Source organism: Rhodanobacter thiooxydans (assembly GCF_021545845.1).
Classification (GTDB): domain Bacteria; phylum Pseudomonadota; class Gammaproteobacteria; order Xanthomonadales; family Rhodanobacteraceae; genus Rhodanobacter.
On the sequence record NZ_CP088923.1, the window covers coordinates 1,930,864 to 1,950,078 of the forward strand.

The following is a 19,215-nucleotide window of genomic DNA, read 5'->3' on the forward strand; positions in this document are numbered from 1 at the left end:
GCGGCGGGTCATTACCGCCATCAGTCAAGGGGAAGGATCATGCGTGGAATGCATCGGATGGTCGTCGTACTGCTGGCGTGCGGCCTGTGCGCCGGCGCGGCGCTGGCGCGCGATGCCGCGCCGCTGGCGCACAGCCCGTTCCGGATCGGGCTGGGCGGCGCGCAGCACGCGCCGGTCTCCGGTCGCCTGCTGCTGTTCGCCGTTGACGCCAGGGCGGCCAGCGCCGCGGCGAAGGACGGCAAGGTTGACGAAGTGGACGCCAACCCGTTCGGCGCCGTGCAGGCGTCGGTGGCCGCGCGTGAAGTGCGCCGGCTGGCGCCTGGGCAAGGCGTGGAGGTCGACGCGGACGCGGAGGCGTTTCCCGCCGGCTGGTCGCAACTGCCGCCCGGCGACTACTTCGTGCAGGCGGTGCTCGACGTCAACCACGACTACAACTACGGCGGTCGCGGCGCCGGCGACCTGGTCAGCCCGGTGCTGAAGGTGCACCTGCCGGCCGCGGCGGTTCCCGCCCTGAGCCTGGACCGCGTGCTGCCTGCGCGCGAGCCGTGGGACCTGCCGGTGCGCTACTTCAGCGAGACCACCCGCAAGCACCTCGACGAGGCGCGCCGCGCCGTGCAGCCGCTGGACTTCGTCAGCCCCGCGCTGAGCGCGTTCTGGGGCCGCCCGATCCACATGCGCGGCTGGGTGGTACTGCCACCGGGCTACGACCCGCACGCGAAGCAGACTTGGCCGGTGGTGTATTCCACCCACGGCTACGGCGGCAGCACGGCATCGCTCGCCGGCAGCGCCGCCATGGTCTACGGCGCGATGGCCGAGCGGCAGATGCCGCCGATGATCTGGGTGTTCCTGGACGAATCCAGCCCCACCGGCACGCACGAGTTCGCCGACTCGGTGAACAACGGCCCGTGGGGCACGGCGCTCACCACCGAGCTGATCCCGCAGCTGGAAAAAACCTGGCGCATGGACGCGAAGCCGAGCGGCCGCTTCCTGCAGGGCCACTCCTCCGGTGGCTGGGCCACACTGTGGCTGCAGACGCGCTACCCGACGGTGTTCGGCGGCACCTGGTCCACCTCGCCCGACCCCAGCGACTTCCACGACTTCACCGGCGTCGACCTGTACGCACCGCACGCGAACGTGTACCGCAAGCCGGACGGTTCGGCCTACCCGCTGGTACGCGACAAGGGCAAGGTAATCGCCAACTACGAGGCATTCGCCAAGCTCGAGCGCGTGCTGGGTGCGTACGGCGGCCAGATGGCCTCGTTCGAGTGGGTGTTCTCGCCGCGCGGCGCGGACGGCCGCCCGCTGCCGATGTTCGACCGCGACACCGGCGCGGTCGATCCCGCGGTGGTGGCGTACTGGCGCGAGCACTACGACATCGCCCATCTCGTGCAGGCCAACTGGCCGCGGCTGAAGGCGGACCTGGACGGCAAGATCCACGTGGTGGTGGGCACCGCCGACACGTTCTACCTCGACGGCGCCGCGCACCGGCTCAAGGCGGTGCTGGACGCGCTGGGTGCGCAGTCGGACTTCCGCTTCCTGCCGGAGCGCACCCACTCCGACCTGTACGTGCAGGGCAAGGATCGTCAGGGGCTGCTCAAGCAGATGGCGTGGGAGATGTACGCGGTCGCCCGGCCGGGCACGCAACTGAAGCTCGCCGCGGCCGCACCCTAGCGGTTTTAGCCACGGCGCCGCTGCGCGGTCCTGCCGACCGGCCCCACCGCACAGCCATTCCCTTTCCCGGGCGCATGGCGCGTTTTCGCAAGTTCGTTCGAGGCAGCCGACTGCCGGATGAATGCCACGCCGCCATCACGTTTGCGTCGTCATGATTCCGCTGCATAGTCATGCCGCAAGTGCCGCGGTAGCGGGTGCTTGGGAGCGTCGTCGCGTACCCACCCTGGAGGGAATCTGCATGAAATCTTCGAGTCTTGCCGCCATCGCCCTGGCCTGTCTGCTGGCGATGCCGGCTGTCTATGCACAACAGGCATCCGCCCCGTCCGGTTCGACCGGTCAATGCAAGGACGGCAGCTACACCAGCACCGCCACCAAGCGCGGCGCCTGCAAGGGGCACAAGGGCGTGAAGGAGTGGTATGCGGCGGCCAGCGCACCGGCGGCCAAGCCCGCGCCGGCGGCTGCGCCGGCTCCGGCTCCGGCCCCAACCCCAACAGCCGCTGCTCCGGCGGCGCCGGCGGCGAATGCCGCCATGAAGCCCCACGCGATGCCGGCCCCGGCAGCCAACGCCGCGCCGGGCGGCGGCCCGGGCATGGTCTGGGTCAACGACAGCAGCAAGGTCTACCACTGCTCCGGTGACAAGTGGTACGGCAAGACCAAGCATGGCCAGTACATGAGCGAAGCCGACGCCAAGGCCAAGGGCAACCACGCCGAGCATGGCAAGGCCTGTACACCGTAAAGCTTCCAGCTGCACGCTTGACGAGGGGCCGGCGCAAGCCGGCCTCTTGTTTTACGGGTTACCCGGGCTGCCACGGGTCGTAGCTGCCGAAGTACCACAGGTGGCCTTCCGGGTCGTGGCAGCTGTAGCCGGCGCCGCCGTAGTCCTTCTCGGCGTAGTCATCGACGATCACCGCGCCGGCCGCCTTCGCCCGCTGGTAATGCGCCTTGCAGTCGGCCACGGTCACGCGGGCGCACTGCGTCTCGCGGCCGCCGATCTCGTCGGGCTGTGCGATGTGCCGGCCGAACGCGTTGTCGCGCACTTCGCCGAGCATGACCATGCCGCTGCCGAAGGTGAGCTGGGCGTGTGCCACGCTGCCGTCCTCGCTCTCGTAAACCGCCTGTTTTTCGAAACCGAACGCCTTGCACAGCCACTCGATGGCGGCATGCGCGTCGCGATAGCGCAGGCAGGGCATGATGGTGCTGCCGTGGGAATGGGACGCCGGCAAGGCGGGACTCCGTGGGCGGAAATTTCGCGCAGGCTAGCGTGCCGGTTGTCGCCGTTCCGTGCAGCGGCTCAGCCGGTGTGCTCGTCGTCCTCGGGCAGCGGCGGCAGCGTGCGCACCAGCATGCTCTGCGGGCTGGTCATCGGCAGCCGCTCGCGACGCAGGCGTTCGAGGATTTCGAACAGCAGCTCGCTCTTCACGCTGCCGGCCTCGCGCGGACCGCTGACGTAGGCGACGCAGTTGAACGTCATCACGCCAGTGGCGACACTTTCCAGCTGCACGTACGGCGCCGGCGCAGCCAGCGTGCCGTGGTGCGCACGCAGGATGCCCAGCACCAGCTCGCGCACCTTGCCGGCGTCGGTGTCCAGCGGCATCGGCAGCTTGATCTGCACGCGGCCCTGCGCGTTGGCCAGGGTCACGTTGCGCACGTTCTGCGTGATCAGCTGCGAGTTCGGTACGATCACAGTGGAGCGGTCACCCATCTGGATCTCGGTGGCGCGCACGTTGATGCGCCGGATGTCGCCCTCGACGTCGCTCGACAGGCTGACCCAGTCGCCCACCTTCACTGGCCGTTCGACCAGCAGGATCAGGCCGGAGATGAAGTTCTGCACGATCGCCTGCAGGCCGAAGCCGATACCCACCGACAGTGCGCTGACGATCCAGGTGATGCTCTTCAGGTCCACGTGCAGCGCCGCCAGCGTCAGCACCGCCACCAGCAGCCCGCCGACGTAGCCGAGCAGGGTGACGATGGAGTCCTGCATGCCCTTTTCCATCGTGGACTTCGGCAGCAGCTGCTCGGCCAGCCAGCGCTTGAGCATGCGCAGCACGAACATCCCGACGACCAGCACCAGCACGCCGCCGAAGATGGTGCCCGGGTTGATCGCCAGTTCGCCGAGCTTGACGCTGCCCAGGGTCTGCTCGGCGCTGGCCAGCAGGTCTTTCGGGCCAGCGCCGAACGGGGTCAGCACGGTGGCCAGCGCCAGCAGCACCAGCCCCACGCGGCCGATGCCGGTGAGCAGAACGGCGGTCTGCTCCAGCGTGTGCGGCGCCAGTTCGAATGTGGCCTGCAGCCGCCGGCCGCTGCGCCCGTGCGGCAACAGCAAGGTGTCGATCAGGTCGGTGAGCAGCTGGATCAGCAGGTAGACCGTGGCCACGATCACGCCGACCCACAGCATCTGCACGGCGACGAAGAACGCCAGCGCGATGAAACCGGTGGCCACGCCCAGCCAGCTGACGGCCACACCGAGCGCGGCGGCGGCGCCGAGCAGGCCGATCCATAGCGGTCGGTGTTCCGGCTCGGCGCCTTCAGCGGCGGCTGCCCGGCGGGCGCGGCGCAGGCGCAGCAGGGCCAGGCCGATCAGGCCGCTGATGACCAGCGCGAACAGGCCGCGCGTAGCCACCGAGGCCGGCAGGCTGGTGCCGATCGCGCGGCTGGTGCGGTCGAGCAGGCCGAACAGCAGCGCCGCCGCGGCCAGCAGCCAGGGGAACAGGTGCAGCCGCTGCGCCGCCAGGTCCGACAACGCCGGCAGACGCCACGACGGCCGCCGCACCGACAACAGCGCCCGGCCCAGCCCGGTGACGTAGGCGGCGAAGTACACCAGCCCGACCACACTGGTGGCCAGCGCGGCGAGGTCGTTGTCGAGAATGCCGTTCCAGTTCAGCCCCTGGTAGGCCAGTTGCGCGGCCAGCCCGGTGGTCAGGACGGCGCTCAGCGCCACGGCGGTGGCCATCGCGCTGCGTCGCAGGTGGCCGTCCGGCACGTGGCGCGCGGCCAGCAGCAGCAACAGCCATTCCAGCAGTCGGCGGCCGCCGACCAGCAGTAGCGCGGCGGTGACCAGGCACCACATCAACGGCTGCCGGTTTGGCGGCTGCCATGCCTGCGCCATGGCGCCGGCGAAGCGTGCGCCGAGGCGTTTGAACCGCACCATATCGTCCGGAAACGCCCGCACCGGATCGGCCCAGAACGTGCGGCTGAACGGGGTGGCCGTGCGCGAGGCCAGCCGCGCCTGGAACTCGTCGTTGCGCAGGCCGTTGATCTGCGCCGCCAGTTGCGTCGCGTTCTGGCCGAGCAACTGCGCTTGCTTGATCTGTGCGTCCAGGTCGGCCTGCGCCTTGTCCAGCTTGCGGCGCTGCGTGGCGACTTCCGGCGCCTCGGCCGGCGCACCCTTCGCCGGCACGGGCCCCAGCACGGCCAGCTGCGCCTGCAGCGCGGTCATCTGCGGCGCCAGGTTGGTGGCCAGCTGGCGCGCCTGGTCCTGCACGCCGAGTGCGATGTTGCGCAGGTCGGCCAGCGGCGTGTCGGACTTGTTGTCCTTCAGCGCGGCTTTGACCGTGTCGAGCTGGCTGCCAAGCTGGTCCAGTGTCGGCGCAGGGGTCGCTGCCGGCGCGGTGGTCGGCGGCGACTGGTCGTTGTCCTGGGCAGGCGACGCGGCACTGCCAAGCGTCAACAACAGGAGCAGGAGGAAACGGAGCAGGTTGGGCATCCGTCCATGATCGGAGCGCCACCGCAGGCGGTCAATCGTGCCGGGACGGAGGAACAGCGGAACCTGCGGCTGGCGTTCAGGCTCGGTGTCGTGCCCTTCGCGGCGGGCTGCCCGGAGCGGCGGCTCCGCCCTCGGCGGTGGCAGGTCTCGCGCCGATCACGAAAGCGCCGCATCGTCACACGTATCGTGCGGGCTTTACGCACAATGGAGAGCCCGCAGGCCCGGAATGCCCATGATCTTCCGCTGGTTCGAAGCCCTGATCGACGCGTTCAAGGAACCGGCCGACGGCATGCCGCCGACATCGGTGTGGCGCTTCTACGCGTTCTACCTGCGCCAGGTGTGGCCGGTGTTCGCGGTGGCGATCGCGGTGGGCTTCGTGGTGGCGATCGTCGAGGTCTCGCTGTTCGGCTTCATCGGTCGCATCGTGGACATGGCCAAGGGCGCGCCGGCGGCGGATTTCTTCCGGCAGCACGGCAATGAGCTGTTGTGGATGGGTTTCGTGGCGCTGATCGTGCGGCCGCTGGCGATCGGCGCGCACGACCTGCTGGTGAACCAGGCGATCGTGCCCAGCCTGACCAACCGCATCCGCTGGCAGAACCACCGCTACGTGGTCCGCCAGAGCCTGGGTTTCTTCCAGAACGACTACGCCGGGCGCATCGCCAACCGCATCATGCAGACCGGCGGCGCGCTGCGCGAGTCGGCGGTGCAGATCGTCGACGCGATCTGGTATGTCACCATCTACACCGGCAGCGCGATCGTGCTGTTCGCGCAGGCGGACCTGTGGCTGGCCGCGCCGCTGTTCGCCTGGGTGTTCGCCTATGTCGGCCTGCTGGCGTTCTTCATTCCGCGCATCAACCAGCGCTCGTGGCTGGCCTCGGAGGCGCGCTCGAAATTGATGGGGCGCATCGTCGACGGCTACAGCAACGTGCTCACGCTGAAGCTGTTCGCGCACACCCGGCGCGAGGAAGCGTATGTGGCCGACGCGATGGCCGAGCAGACCGACAAGCTGCGCCGCATGACCCGCGTCACCACCGCACTGGACGCCAGCATCACCACGCTCAACGGCTTCCTGATCGTCGGCACCTCGGCGCTGGCGCTGTGGCTGTGGAGCGAGGGCCGGGTGACGGTGGGCGCGATTGCGCTGTCGACTGGGCTGGTGATCCGCATCAACAACATGTCCGGCTGGATCATGTGGGTGGTCAACGGCATCTTCGAGAACGTGGGCACGGTGCAGGACGGCATCACCACCATCTCGCGGCCGCGTGCGGTGCAGGACCGCAAGGGCGCGATGCCGCTGGAGGTCACCAACGGCGTGGTGCACTTCCACGACATCCACTTCCACTACGGCAAGCAGGGTGGGGTGATCGCGGGTCTGGAACTGGCGGTGCGCGCGGGGGAGAAGATCGGCCTGGTCGGCCCGTCCGGTGCGGGCAAGTCCACCCTGGTCAACGTGCTGCTGCGGCTGTACGACCTCGAGGGCGGACGCATCACCATCGACGGCCAGGACATCGCCGGCGTCACCCAGGAAAGCCTGCGCTCGCAGATCGGCGTGGTCACCCAGGACACCTCGCTGCTGCACCGTTCGATCCGCGACAACATTCTGTATGGACGTCCGGATGCCAACGGGGCGCAGGTGATCGAGGCCGTGCGCAAGGCGCGCGCCGACGAATTCATCCCGAACCTCAGCGACGGCGAGGGCCGTCGTGGCTACGACGCGCTGGTCGGCGAACGCGGTGTAAAACTCAGCGGCGGCCAGCGCCAGCGCATCGCGATCGCCCGTGTGCTGCTCAAGGACGCGCCGATCCTGGTGCTGGACGAAGCCACCAGCGCGCTCGATTCCGAAGCCGAGGCGGCGATCCAGGAAAGCCTCGACCTGCTAATGCAGGGCAAGACGGTGATCGCCATCGCGCATCGCCTGTCCACCATCGCGCGGATGGATCGCCTGGTGGTGCTGGACAAGGGCCGCATCGTGGAAACCGGCACGCACGCCGAGCTGATCGCGCACGGTGGCCTGTACGCGCGGCTGTGGCAGCGCCAGACCGGCGGCTTCGTGGCCGCGGAGGATGGGTCGTTTTAGTCAGTTGGCGCGGTAGGTGGGTTTATTCGCCGCCGAGAGTCTACTCAAAGTCTCCAGGCGCCCCGCATGGCCATCAAGCGGCCGCCATCGGCACTGGGCGTTGAAATCCATCGGCTAGATCCGTTCGGTCCATGGATTGCCGGGCAGGTAGGCCCTGAGCGTTGCGGTAAACAGCTTGCCGTGGTTGCGGATGCGCAGGTGCAGCAACTCGTGGACGATCACGCAATCCTGAAACGCCGCCGGCTTGCCGCACAGGTCGCGGCTGAAGGTGACGCGACCCGCCGGTGAGCACGAAGCCCATTTGCGGGTCATGCGCTGAACCCTGATCTGCATGGGTCTCACCTTGAGCGTGACGGCCCATTGTTTGACGCGCTGGCGCAAGGCATCGACGGGCATGACGGTCTCAGTCACGCAGTATGCGCAGCACGGCCTCGCCGAGGCGCACCATTTGCGCGCCATCGACGCCGCGGGTCACCAGGCTGCGGTAAATCTCGGACTTGAGCTGGCGTCGCTCGTCGTCGTTCTCGCGGTGGTTGGGGTATTTGCCGGCCGCCGCCATGATCTCGTGCGCCACGGGCAGCGCGTCCTTGATGCCATCGCCGTGCAGGTACCAGTAAATGGCGAACGTGGATGGATCCAGTCCCAGTTTCTCCCGTTCCACGTCAGCCTGCTCACGTTCGCCGACCAGTTGCGAAAGCTGCTCGATGGCCTGCTGCGTGTGTATCGTGCGCTGCTCCAGCGCATCGAGGATGGCGGTAGCGCGCTGGGCAATGTCGACCAGCACGGGTTGCTGCTCCGTCTGTTCCTCGGCCTCGGTTTCGATGGCTCGCACCAGGTTGATCACGGTGGCGTTGTCGTCGCCCTCCGAGCGCAGGGCCTGCAGGGTCTTGAGGTCGAATTCGACGGTTTTGCCGGTGGCCACCGGTGCGTAGCTGCTGGCCATCTCGCGCACCATCTGCTCGGTCTTGTGCGCAACGTCTTCGTAGAAGCGGCTCGGGCTGCTGTAGGCGTTGCGCATCATCAGGTACAGGTCGGCCAGTTGGCGGAAGTCCTCGACGTGTTCGCGCAACTCCGGCGAGGGCGAGAGGATTTCGTACAGGCTTTCGATCTGCCGATAGCTGTCGATGAATTCCTGGCGTGCCTCCGGTGCGAGGAATACGTCGTAAAGCATCGTTTCGAGCTGCTTGTCCTTGCCGCCATCCAGGGGTGCCAGGTAGTGCGCCTTCGCTTCCGCCAGCAGCCGACGGAACTCCGCCAGCAACAGGTCCAGATCCTCGATCACGCCGGAGACATCCTGCGAATCGAACGCCAGCGCCTTGTTCAGATCGCGCAGCATGCCAATGAAGTCGACGATCAGCCCTCCGGGCTTCTGCCGTCCTTCCGCATCTTCGTAGGGGCGATTGACGCGCGAGATGGCCTGCAGCAGTACGTGGTCGCGCATCGGCTTGTCCAGGTACATCGCATACAGGATCGGCGCGTCGTAACCGGTCAGCAGCTTGTCGGTGACGATCAGGATCTTCGGTTGCTGTCCCGGCTTGCGGAACAGCTTGCGCACGCGTTTCTCGCAGGCCGCATCGATCTGGTGGCTGGCCACCAGCGGGTAGTCGATCGCGTCGGCGGCGCTCGACGTGTACACCGGCACCGAGTAGTCGGCTGGCAGGTACTTGTCCAGCGCTTGCTTGTACAGCGCGCACGCTTCACGATCCACGCCCACCAGGAACGCCTTGTAACCCAGTGGTTCGACGTTCTCGCGGAAGTGCTGAGCCACGAAGCGCGCCACCTCGTCCACGCGCTGGTCGGACTTGAGGAAGGCACGCAGGTTCACCGCCCGATCGAGAATCCGGTTCAGGTCGTTGATGTCGCTGATGCCCTCGCTCTCGGCCAGCGCATAGAACTCCTGCTCCAGCTTCTCCACCGGCAGCAGCACCCTCGCCGGCGCCAGCGTGTGGCGCAGGCGCACCGTGGTGCCGTCGGCCACGGACTCGGCAATCGAATACTTGTCCAGGTAGCCCGACGTGTCCTCGCGGCCAAAGGTCTTGAACGTGCCCTTGCCGTAGGCGGTCTTGTCCACCGGCGTGCCGGTAAAGCCGATCAGGGTGGCGTGGGGCAGGGCGCCCATCAGGTAATTGCCCAGGTCGCCGCCGGTGGAGCGATGCGCCTCGTCGATCAGCACGTACACGTTGCTGCGCGTGGACAAGTTGGCGTCCAGCTTGTCGAACTTGTGGATCATGGTGACGATCAGGCCGCTGAACTCCTGCTTCAGCAGCGACTTCAGCCGTTTCTTGCTGGTGGCCAGCTCCACCGCAATGCCGCTGCCCTGCAGGTCGCCGAGCAGGGCATCCACCCAGCCGGACAACTGGCCTTCCAGCTCGTTGCGATCCACCACCAGCAGCACGGTGGCGCCGGCGAACCGCTGCGGGTTTTCCAGCATCAGCCGCGCAGCGGTCACCATGGTGAAGGTCTTGCCCGAGCCTTGCGTGTGCCACACCAGGCCGCTGCGCTTGGCCGGGTCGGCGCAGCGCTCGGCCACCTTGATCGCCGCGCGGGTCTGGTGCTGGCGCAGGATGGTCTTGCGCAGCTCGTCGTCCTGCTCGAAAAACAGAATCCAGTCGCGCAGCATGCGCAGGAAGCGGGCGTGTTCGAAGAAATGCTTGACCCGGTCTTCGTAGTTGCCCGGCCGCTCCTGCGCATCCATGCGCCCGCGGCACTTGGGCATCCTGCCCATCGGTTGCTCTTCCTTCCAGTTGAAGACGAACTTGCGCTGGGTATTCCAGGTGACGCCGTAGAAATATTCGATCAGGTGGGTGATGTTGAACACCTGCGGCGACGTGAGCATTTCCGGCGTTTCCAGCTCGTAGCGGCGCAACTGCACCAGTGCCTTGCTCATCGCGTCCTTCGATTTGGGATTCTTGTTCTCGACGATCGCCACTGGCATGCCGTTGATCACGAACACCACGTCGGCGCGATTGCCCTTGCGCGTGCCGTTGCGGTACGCCCATTCCCAGGTGACCTGGAAGATGTTGCTGCCGGTCGCGTTGTCGTAATCGACCAACCGCACATTGCGCTGGCGCTTTTCGCTGTCCACGTAAATCGTCTTCTTGCCGCGCAGCCAGTCCAGCACTTCGCGATTGCCGACGATGGTGTTGGGCAGGCTTTCCAGCCGCTGCACGATGCCGGGCACGTCGGCCGGCGTCACCACGCCGGGATTCAGGCGCAGCAGCGCCGCTTCCAGCTCGTCGTAGAAGAACAGGCCGCCTTCGCCGCGACGCTTGCGCAGGGCATCCGCCTCGTTCACGCGCGCCCAGCCGGCCGCGGCAGCGTGGTCGACCAGCGGGAACTGTACGGTGGTGGCTTCGACCGCCAGTTTGGTCGCTTTGAAGGGCTCTGGTTTCTTCTTCATGGGGTGTTTTTGTCTTAAATATATTTAAGAATCAATGAATTACTGAAGTGTCCTACTGTGGATGAGACGGCATGGATGCCTGCTCCCGTTCATTAGTAGTGCTATTGAAATCCGGATGGCCAGCAGTCATCATTCGTTTCAGTCGGGTGCTGCTTGCGGCTCGATATGGCTCGCCCAGCCTGACTTCAGAATTCAAGAAAAAGGTCCCACCCCGGTGACAAGAACCCATTGGGTTCTCTCCGAAAGGAGTAGCCGGGGTGGTCATTTTTTTGTCTCCCGCGCAATCAGTAGTACAACCGCGTTCCGGTTTGGAAGATATCGAACTCGCTGCGTATTGCCGGTGCAATCAGCCGATAGGATCGTTCGTCATGCCGTGCCCATTTCCGGTAGACGGCCCACGTGCAATAGTCGGCCACCTGTAGCTGGAAGTTCGACTTTGAGTCGTGGTGCAGTATCTGGAACGCGATCCCGTCCGGCAGCAACTTCGCCAGGGACTGCTTGATCGCCTTCTTGACCGCCTCACGATTGCGTTGGATCGGGATCTGGTCGGTGTAGACGATGACACTTGCGTAGTCCGTGAGCCGGTACTGACGCAGGATGAATTCCAGGTGATACCCAAGCATCCGCGGATAGAATTTTTCCGGTGACTGCAACGCGGGGCCTGTCTTGCGCTTTTCGACGATGGTCGTGTCGATCCGGATGCCGTCGAGGTGTTCCTGGATGATCCCGAATACCCGGTTGCGAACGGCTTGGGCGTTTTCTGAAGCATGGAAGTACTCGAGATCGGTGCCCTGCTCGGCCAAGTGGTACTTGAGCTCGGTCAGTTTCGGGTAGACCGGAAATGGCCGCTCCGCAGTGATGCTGCCAACGATGAAATAGCGTGTCCCCTTTTGCGAGAAAGCGAAATCGCCCGCTTCGTCCAGGAAGATGTAGAGGCAGCGAGGCATCAGCAGTGATACCTCGACGGGATGCGGGGGATCATTTTGTCGACGCCGGCACAATGGTTCTGAAGCCGTATGATGCTGCTGCGCCCGGTCATTTTGTCGGCTCCGACGAAATGATCGAACCGGCTTGCGCCACTGCCTTGCCGACCATGTTCCTGACGTCAGGAATATGGTCGGCAATCTGCGCGGTGTCGATGTCGAGATCGGCCACGCGGATCTGCGCGGTCATCAGCTGGTGCAGGGTGGTTTGGAACAGGTCGTTGAGGGCGGCGCGCTTGCGCTGGTGGTGGACGAGCTTGCGGTCGATGGTGGCGAGGGCGGAGGCGATGGCGCGTTGTTCGTCGATGTCGCTTGGAAGACCAAACGTAAAGCCACGGATCAAGTCGGCATTCAAATTTTGCTGCTGCCCACCGTGAGCCAGTCCGCGCAGACGCTCATAGTTGTGAGTGAGTGAGTAGTACAAGAACTCCGGCCACGTGCTGTCGTCGTGCGGGCGGATGGCGGCGCATGCTTGGTTCATCGCGGCGTCGATGCCAAGCATCGCGACCTTGCCCCGCGTGATGCCTTGCCCGTACATCGCCAGCAACAGGGTGCCCTTCGGGACGATTTTCGCGGCTGAGGCACGCAAAGCTTCCGGTGTGATTTTTTCCTCGGTGTCGTTGATGACGCCGTAGTCGACTTCCCCGGTTTTGACCCATGGAATCGTGCCGCCCAGCCAGTACGCAGGGGTGGATCGCGAAGGTGTTCCTCCAGAGCTCACTGACGCGATTTCACCGATGCTTGTCGGAGTCCAACTTTGCGGCATCGCGCCGACTTCGGTTTCCTTCAACGACTCGCTGCGCAGGCCATGGATGAAGAGGCGCTGCATGGCGGATTGCTTGAGATCGCGGGTGACGGCGATCAGGCGATCCTGGGTGGCGATGGCACGTTGTAGCTTCCACAGGATGGCGGCGATTTTTTGCTGCTCGGGTTTGGGAGGAACGGGAATTTCGAGTTCGCGCACGGCTCCTTCCGGCACGCGCTTGCGCCCGGTGGAACCTTCCATCTTCGATACGAGCGCATCGCGAATTTCGTGGTGCAGCAGCAGGTAGAACAGATAAAGGTTGATCGCATCATCCGTGTACGACTGCAACGGAATGATCTCGGTCGAGCCATAGCCAAAATTGCAAGGCATACCGCTTGCGAGCCCTTGCTTGCCGTTCTCGAACGACGGCGTGATTTTCGAAAGCAGGACATCGCCCGCTTCGAAGTAGGTGCCGCTCGCTATCGCTGACGGCTTTCGCAATTCGAAGCCGCAGGTTATCTGCCCTCCCGCCGGCACGCTTTCCATTGGTATGAATGGCAAGGGTGTATCCGGATCAAGCTTGAATCCGCGTGCTTTCTTGGTGACTCGGTAGTTCACGCCAAGTGGTGCGCGCTTCCAGTCCGATGGGAGGGTGCACTGGAAGATGTTCAGCGAGATTGACGAATCCTCGTCATTCCCGCTTTCGCGGGAATGACGAGCGTTGGTGATTGTGCGTGGTTTGCGGCTCATAGCTGCGCCAACACCTTCGCCAGTTCCGCATCCAGCTTCGCCTCGTCCTTCTTCAGTGCGGCCAACTCCTTCACGATGGCGGGAATCTCGCGCAGCGTCTTGGCATCGCCGTTGGCCAGGTAGCGCGAGGGTGACAGGTTGTAGTCGTTCTCCTCGGCCTTGGCCTTGTCGATCACGGCGACCAGGCCGTCCACGGCTTCGCCTTTCAGCCAGGCGCTGGCGATGCGACCGATGGCGTCGTCGGTGAGGTGGTTTTTGGGGTTGCCTTTCCTGAACTCGCGGCTGGCGTTGACCAGCATGATCTTGCCCTTGCGGCCCTTCGGCTTGTTCCTGCGCAACACCACGATGATGCCGGCGGCGGTGGTGTTGTAGAACAGGTTGTCGGGCAACAGGATCACGCCGTCGATCAGGTCGTGTTCGACGAACCAGCGGCGGATGTTGCGCTCCTTGTCCTCGTTCTTGCTGCCGGAGCCGCGGGTGACCGCGCCGGTGTCCAGCACCACGGCAGCGCGGCCGTTGTCGCCGAGGCTGGCGATGGTGTGCTGCAGCCAGGCCCAGTCGGCCTTGCCGGTGGTGACGCCACCGGTTTCCTCGAAGCGGCCGAACGGGTCGTTCTCGTAGATGGCCGGGTCGAAGCTCTGATTCCACATCGGGTTGGCGATGATCAGGTCGAAGCGCTTGAGCGCGTTGCCGTCGCGGTATTTCGGGTTGCGCATGGAGTCGCCGCGCAGCACTTCGCCCTGCATGTCGTGGATGATCCGGTTCATGCAGGCGATGGCGTAGCTGGAGCCGGTGAGCTCCTGACCGTACAGCTTGAGTGGAATCTTGCTGAGCGGGTCGAGCCGGCGGCACACCAGCTGCAGCTTGATCAGCAGGCCGAAGCTGCCGCAGGCGTAGTCGTAGGCCTGCTCGCCGGGGCGCGGGCGCAGGATTTCGGCCATCAGGAAGCCGACTTCGCGCGGGGTGAAGAATTCGCCGGCGCTCTGGCCCTGGCCTTCGGCGAATTTGCGCAGCAGGTATTCGTAGCAGCGACCGAGGAAATCCGGTTCCACGTCGTGCAGGCCGAGTCGGTAGCGCGGGTCGCTGAAGGTTTCGACGACGCCCTTGAGCGCCTTGTCGGAAATCTCGCGCTCGCCGTTGCGCGATTCGTTGAAATCCACCGTGTCGATCACGCCGGCCAGGTCGGGGTTGGCCTTGACCAGCGCGCGTACGGTGGTGGTGAGCTGTTCGCCCAGCGTTTTCGGCGTCCGCTTCGGCGGCCACGCAAACGTCTCGCGCCCGCTGATGACCGGCCAGCGGGTTTCCGGCGGCAGATAGAAGCGCACCAGCGTCGGGTCGGCGTCCAGCACCGCAAGGGCGGTGACGCGGTCGCCGTACGTTTCGGCGAGGCGCTGCACTTCATCGTCGAACACGTCGGACAGGCGCTTGATGAACAGCAGCGGCAGCAGATAATCCTTGAACTTGGGCGCATCCTTTTCGCCGCGAATCTGACAGGCCGCATCCCACAGCATCTGTTCCATCGGTTTGGTGCTCAATACCGGGCTGTGCGCAACGCCGCGGCGACGGCGGCTGGGTTTGGCTTCGCTGGGCGGGGGAGGGGCGTTGCCGATGTCGTCGGGAACCAGGCCGGCTTCTTCCATCAGCTCCAGGATTGCCTGCTGCTGGGCCTTCTGCGGCTTGGACTTGCCCAGTTCCCAGCGGTTGATGGTGGCGTAGGCTACGTTGAGGCGGGCGGCAAGCTGCTCTTGGCTCAGGTTGAACTGGGCGCGGAGCAGGGCGATGAGCTCGGCGGCTTGATCATTATTCATGCCATGAATGCTATAGCATAATAATGCTGCGTCAAGCGCGCTGCCGGTATCGTTGGTGTCGATGAGACGCAGCAACTAGCCCGAGGCGCGGGCCAGTTACGGTTGTCATGCCGGTTTCGAGGAAGATGCGACTCAGAGCCCGTTGTTGTTGGCGGCGTCGGCGAACTGTTTCAGGTAATCCTCGAATGCACGCTGGTAGGCCAGCTGCCAGTTGGCTTCACGGGCGACCTGGATGGCGTTGTGGCCGTATCCGGTCACGGTGATCTGACGATGTCCGTGTGGACTGTCGATCTTGAGCCGGGTGTCGAGCTTTGCCTCGATACTGGCGCTCCAGAAGCCGGGCGTGAACCACGCCCGGAACTGTCGAATGTCAACGGTGACGTGCGGAGTACCTGCCGGGGCACTCGCGGCGTCCACGACGTTGTAGCCACGGCTGGCGAACGCATTGGTCAGCATTTTCCGTGTCACCGTTTCCACGTTCTCGCCGGGCGTGAGCAGGATGTCGCCGAAGGCTTTGCCGAAGCCGCCACGCTTGCGTGCGATGGCCTGCTTACGTTGTGTGGCGTCGAGCGCGTAGCTGGCGCCTTTCTTCAATGAGGGGTGCTGGGGTTGTCCGGATCGGTTTCAAACACGCGCACGTCGTGGATGGTATCGATGACCACCGATTTGCCACAGCCGACCACGGCCGAACCAGGTGCTGGCAGGTCAAGTGACATGTGGCTGCGCGTGGTTGCGCAGCCTGACATGAGCGTAGGGACAAAGACGACGACGAGGCCGTGGACGAGGTGCTTCATACGGTTTTCCCCTGTAGCGATGCTGTTGCGGATCTGAATGGAACAGGGAGGGGTGTCGCAAATGCCGCGGCGAAAGGGAGGCCAGGGCTTGACTCTGGACCTTGATCAATGGTGTAGACTCTCTCTCCATGAATACGCAAACCTCCCCACTGACCATCGGTGCCGTCGCCAAGCGCGTCGGCGTGGCGATCGACACCATCCGCTTCTACGAGCGCGAGGGACTGCTGCCGGAGCCGCAGCGGCGGGCGTCCGGTTATCGCAGCTACGGCGAGGGCGCGGTCGTGCAGTTGCGCTTCATCCGTCGCGCCAAGGATCTGGGCTTCACGCTGGAGGAGATCCGCGAGCTGCTGGCCTTGTCGGCCGATCGCCAGCACGGGGTGAAGGCGGTGAAACAACGCGCGCAGCAGCGGCTGGTGGCGATCGAGCAGCGCATCGCCGAACTGCAGCGCGTGCGCGACGGACTGGCGCAGCTGGTGACAGCGTGCCCGGGACATGGCAAGCCGGAGCAATGTCCGATCCTGCGTGCCTTGGGCGACGAGGAGGTGAAGTCATGAGCGGGCAAGCTTCCTGCTGCGCGAGCGGCGACAAGCCGGCGGCCGGCGCGGCGATCGATCCGGTATGCGGGATGACGGTGGACCCGGCGACGGCGAAGCACCTCAGCACGCACGACGGGCAGACGTTCCATTTCTGCAGCGCAGGTTGCAAGGCGAAGTTCGATGCGTCGCCGGCGACTTACATCGCCGCCGGGCAGAAGCCTGCAGGGGGCTGTTGCGGTGGCAAGCCGGCGGCGGATGACCACGCGAACCACGATCACGTCCATCACGACCATGCCCATCACGATCATGCCCATCACGATCATGCCCACCAAGATCATGCCCATCACGATCATGCCCATCACGATCATGCCCATCACGATCATGCCGATCACGGGCATGCGCACGCCGTGAAGGACCCGGTCTGCGGCATGACGGTGGATCCGCAAACGGCGAAATACCACGCCGACCATGACGGCCGGAGCTACCACTTCTGTTCCGCGCGTTGCCACGAGAAGTTCGTGGCTGATCCGCCGGCCTACCTCGGCGAACGCCAGCCTGCGCCGCCGGTGCCGGCCGGCACCATCTATACCTGCCCGATGCACCCCGAGATCCGGCAGGTCGGCCCTGGCCATTGCCCGATCTGCGGCATGGCACTGGAACCGCTGATGCCGACACTGGACGAAGACGACGGCGGCGAGCTGGCGTCGATGACGCGGCGCTTCTGGTGGCTGGTGGTGTTGACCGTGCCGACCCTGCTGGTGGCGATGGGGCCGCACCTGTTCGGCTGGCACCTGCCTGCGCCGTGGGACGGCGTGGCGGCCTGGACCGAGGCGCTACTGGCCAGCGTGGTGGTGTTGTGGGGCGGCGCGCCGTTTTTCGTGCGCGGCTGGCGCTCGCTGAAACCCTGGCGTCCGAACATGTACACGCTGATCGCGCTGGGCACCGGCGTGGCGTGGCTGTACAGCGCGGTGGCGTTCCTGTTGCCGGGGGTGTTCCCGGACGGCTTCCGCGACGCGCAGGGCCGCGTCGCGGTGTACTTCGAGTCGGCGGCGGTGATCGTCACCCTGGTCATGCTTGGCGATTTCCTGGAACTGCGCGCGCGCCGCCGTACCGGCGCGGCGCTGAAGGCGCTGCTGGGACTGGCGCCGAAGACCGCCCGACGCATTGCCGCCGACGGCGGCGAGGCTGACGTGGCACTGGAGGAAGTGCAGGCCGGCGACGTGCTGCGCGTGCGCCCCGGCGAGAAGGTGCCAGTGGACGGCGTGGTGCTGGAAGGCGAGAGCCACATCGACGAGTCGATGCTCACCGGCGAGCCGATGCCGGTGGCGAAGGCGAAAGATGATCCGGTGACTGGCGGTACGGTGAACCAGGATGGCGCGCTGACCATGCGCGCGCAGAAGGTCGGCGGCGAGACCATGCTGGCGCAGATCGTGGCGCTGGTGGCGCAGGCGCAGCGCAGCCGCGCGCCGTTGCAGCGCGTGGCCGACCAGGTGGCGGCGTGGTTCGTGCCGGCGGTGGTGGCGGTGGCCGTGGCGGCGTTCGCCGTGTGGGCGACGGTGGGGCCGGAGCCGCGCCTGACGCACGCGCTGATCGCCGCGGTATCGGTGCTGATCATCGCCTGTCCGTGCGCGCTGGGCCTGGCCACGCCGATCTCGATCATGGTCGCCAGCGGCCGCGGCGCACAGCACGGCGTGCTGTTCAAGGACGCCGGCGCAATCGAATCGCTGCGCAACATCGACACCCTGGTGGTGGACAAGACCGGCACGCTGACCGAGGGCAAGCCGGCGCTGACCGAACTGGTGATCCTGGGCGGCCAGCCGCGCGAACGGCTGCTGGCGCTTGCCGCCGCGCTGGAGCGGCCGAGCGAACACCCGCTGGCGCGCGCGATCGTCGTCGCAGCAGACGCCGAAGGCGTGCCGACGCTGGCGGCAACGGATTTCCGCTCGCTCACCGGCCGTGGCGTCGGCGCCAGCGTGGATGGCAGCCGGGTGGCGCTGGGCAACGCGAAGCTGATGGCCGAGTTGGGCGTGGCGATCGGCGCGAACGCCGACGCCCGCGCCGAACAGCTGCGCGGGCAGGGCGCCACGGTGATGTTCCTGGCCGTCGACGGTGCGCTCGTCGCCTTGCTGGCGGTAGCCGACCGGATCAAGCCGGGCACCCCTGCCGCGATCGCCGCGTTGCATGCGGCCGGCCTGCGCATCGTGATGCTCACCGGCGACAATGCCACCACCGCGCAGGCGGTGGCGCGCACGCTGGGCATCGACGAGGTGCAAGCGGACGTCTCGCCGGCCGACAAGGCAGCAGTGGTGGGCGCGCTGCGCAGCGAAGGCCATCGCGTGGCGATGGCTGGCGACGGCATCAACGACGCGCCGGCGCTGGCCGCTGCAGACATCGGCATCGCGATGGGCAGTGGCACCGACGTGGCGATGGAAAGTGCGCAGGTCACCTTGGTGAAGGGCGAGCTGGGCGCGATCGTGCGTGCGCGCAAGCTGTCGCAGGGTACCGTGCGCAACATCCACCAGAACCTGTTCTTCGCCTTCATCTACAACGCGGTCGGCGTGCCGCTGGCCGCCGGCGTGCTGTACCCGTGGTTCGGCATCACGCTGTCGCCGGTGATTGCCGCGCTGGCGATGAGCCTGAGCTCGGTGTCGGTGGTGAGCAATGCACTGCGGCTGCGTCGGCTGCGTTTGTGACGCCGTGCCCGCAATGGGCAGTGCGAGGGGCGTTCATTCGTTCGTTTGTTCGGGT

The 19,215-nt window shown here is 65.9% G+C and carries 14 protein-coding genes; 5 read left to right on the top strand and 9 right to left on the bottom strand.

All coding sequences use genetic code 11. From position 1 onward, the window contains the following. Positions 1-39: 39 nt before the first annotated feature. Positions 40-1,671 (top strand): alpha/beta hydrolase-fold protein, encoded by a 1,632-nt coding sequence (locus tag LRK53_RS08610; RefSeq protein ID WP_027493873.1) that lies wholly within the window; start codon positions 40-42, stop codon positions 1,669-1,671. Between the two features lie 238 nt (positions 1,672-1,909). After that, positions 1,910-2,407: a DUF3761 domain-containing protein gene (locus tag LRK53_RS08615; RefSeq protein WP_027493872.1), complete on the top strand. Its 498-nt coding sequence runs from the start codon at positions 1,910-1,912 to the stop codon at positions 2,405-2,407. A 58-nt stretch (positions 2,408-2,465) separates the two neighbouring features. Here LRK53_RS08615 and LRK53_RS08620 read toward each other — a convergent pair whose 3' ends face one another. Both LRK53_RS08620 and LRK53_RS08625 read right to left on the bottom strand, forming a co-directional pair. Continuing rightward, positions 2,466-2,861 carry a VOC family protein gene (locus LRK53_RS08620; protein ID WP_051257650.1) on the bottom strand — a complete coding sequence of 132 codons (396 nt, stop codon included), beginning with the start codon at positions 2,859-2,861 and terminating at the stop codon, positions 2,466-2,468. Positions 2,862-2,962: 101 nt separating this feature from the next. Beyond that, entirely contained in the window at positions 2,963-5,374 is a 2,412-nt protein-coding gene (locus LRK53_RS08625) for a DUF3772 domain-containing protein (RefSeq protein ID WP_235642633.1), read from the bottom strand. Between the two features lie 235 nt (positions 5,375-5,609). Between LRK53_RS08625 and LRK53_RS08630 the strand changes: the two genes are divergently transcribed. Further along, complete coding sequence (locus LRK53_RS08630) at positions 5,610-7,451, top strand: ABC transporter ATP-binding protein (RefSeq protein WP_027493870.1); 1,842 nt, start codon at positions 5,610-5,612, stop codon at positions 7,449-7,451. A 114-nt stretch (positions 7,452-7,565) separates the two neighbouring features. Here the strand turns inward: LRK53_RS08630 and LRK53_RS08635 are convergent, their stop codons facing one another. The 7 genes from LRK53_RS08635 to LRK53_RS08665 all read right to left on the bottom strand — a co-directional run bounded on the left by LRK53_RS08635 (position 7,566) and on the right by LRK53_RS08665 (position 15,931). Beyond that, complete coding sequence (locus tag LRK53_RS08635) at positions 7,566-7,847, bottom strand: M48 metallopeptidase family protein (protein ID WP_235642634.1); 282 nt, start codon at positions 7,845-7,847, stop codon at positions 7,566-7,568. Between the two features lie 7 nt (positions 7,848-7,854). Further along, positions 7,855-10,851 carry a type I restriction endonuclease subunit R gene (locus tag LRK53_RS08640; protein ID WP_051257649.1) on the bottom strand — a complete coding sequence of 999 codons (2,997 nt, stop codon included), beginning with the start codon at positions 10,849-10,851 and terminating at the stop codon, positions 7,855-7,857. Positions 10,852-11,135: 284 nt separating this feature from the next. Then, positions 11,136-11,798, bottom strand: a complete 663-nt coding sequence (locus LRK53_RS08645) for a DUF3800 domain-containing protein (protein ID WP_027493868.1) — start codon at positions 11,796-11,798, stop codon at positions 11,136-11,138. 88 nt (positions 11,799-11,886) lie between these two features. Next, entirely contained in the window at positions 11,887-13,329 is a 1,443-nt protein-coding gene (locus LRK53_RS08650) for a restriction endonuclease subunit S (RefSeq protein WP_081666676.1), read from the bottom strand. Continuing rightward, on the bottom strand, positions 13,326-15,137 hold the full coding sequence (locus LRK53_RS08655) for an N-6 DNA methylase (RefSeq protein WP_027493867.1): 1,812 nt from the start codon (positions 15,135-15,137) through the stop codon (positions 13,326-13,328). The genes LRK53_RS08650 and LRK53_RS08655 overlap by 4 nt, the downstream gene beginning before the upstream one ends. Positions 15,138-15,269: 132 nt before the next feature. Continuing rightward, complete coding sequence (locus LRK53_RS08660) at positions 15,270-15,731, bottom strand: YajG family lipoprotein (RefSeq protein ID WP_235642635.1); 462 nt, start codon at positions 15,729-15,731, stop codon at positions 15,270-15,272. Beyond that, a complete protein-coding gene (locus tag LRK53_RS08665) occupies positions 15,728-15,931 on the bottom strand; it encodes a hypothetical protein (protein WP_027493866.1) in 204 nt (67 codons plus the stop codon). Before LRK53_RS08665 ends, LRK53_RS08660 begins: the two co-directional genes overlap by 4 nt. Positions 15,932-16,059: 128 nt before the next feature. Between LRK53_RS08665 and LRK53_RS08670 the strand changes: the two genes are divergently transcribed. Further along, positions 16,060-16,485: a heavy metal-responsive transcriptional regulator gene (locus tag LRK53_RS08670; RefSeq protein ID WP_027493865.1), complete on the top strand. Its 426-nt coding sequence runs from the start codon at positions 16,060-16,062 to the stop codon at positions 16,483-16,485. Beyond that, on the top strand, positions 16,482-19,160 hold the full coding sequence (locus LRK53_RS08675) for a heavy metal translocating P-type ATPase (protein ID WP_027493864.1): 2,679 nt from the start codon (positions 16,482-16,484) through the stop codon (positions 19,158-19,160). Before LRK53_RS08670 ends, LRK53_RS08675 begins: the two co-directional genes overlap by 4 nt. The last annotated feature ends 55 nt before the right edge of the window (positions 19,161-19,215 follow it).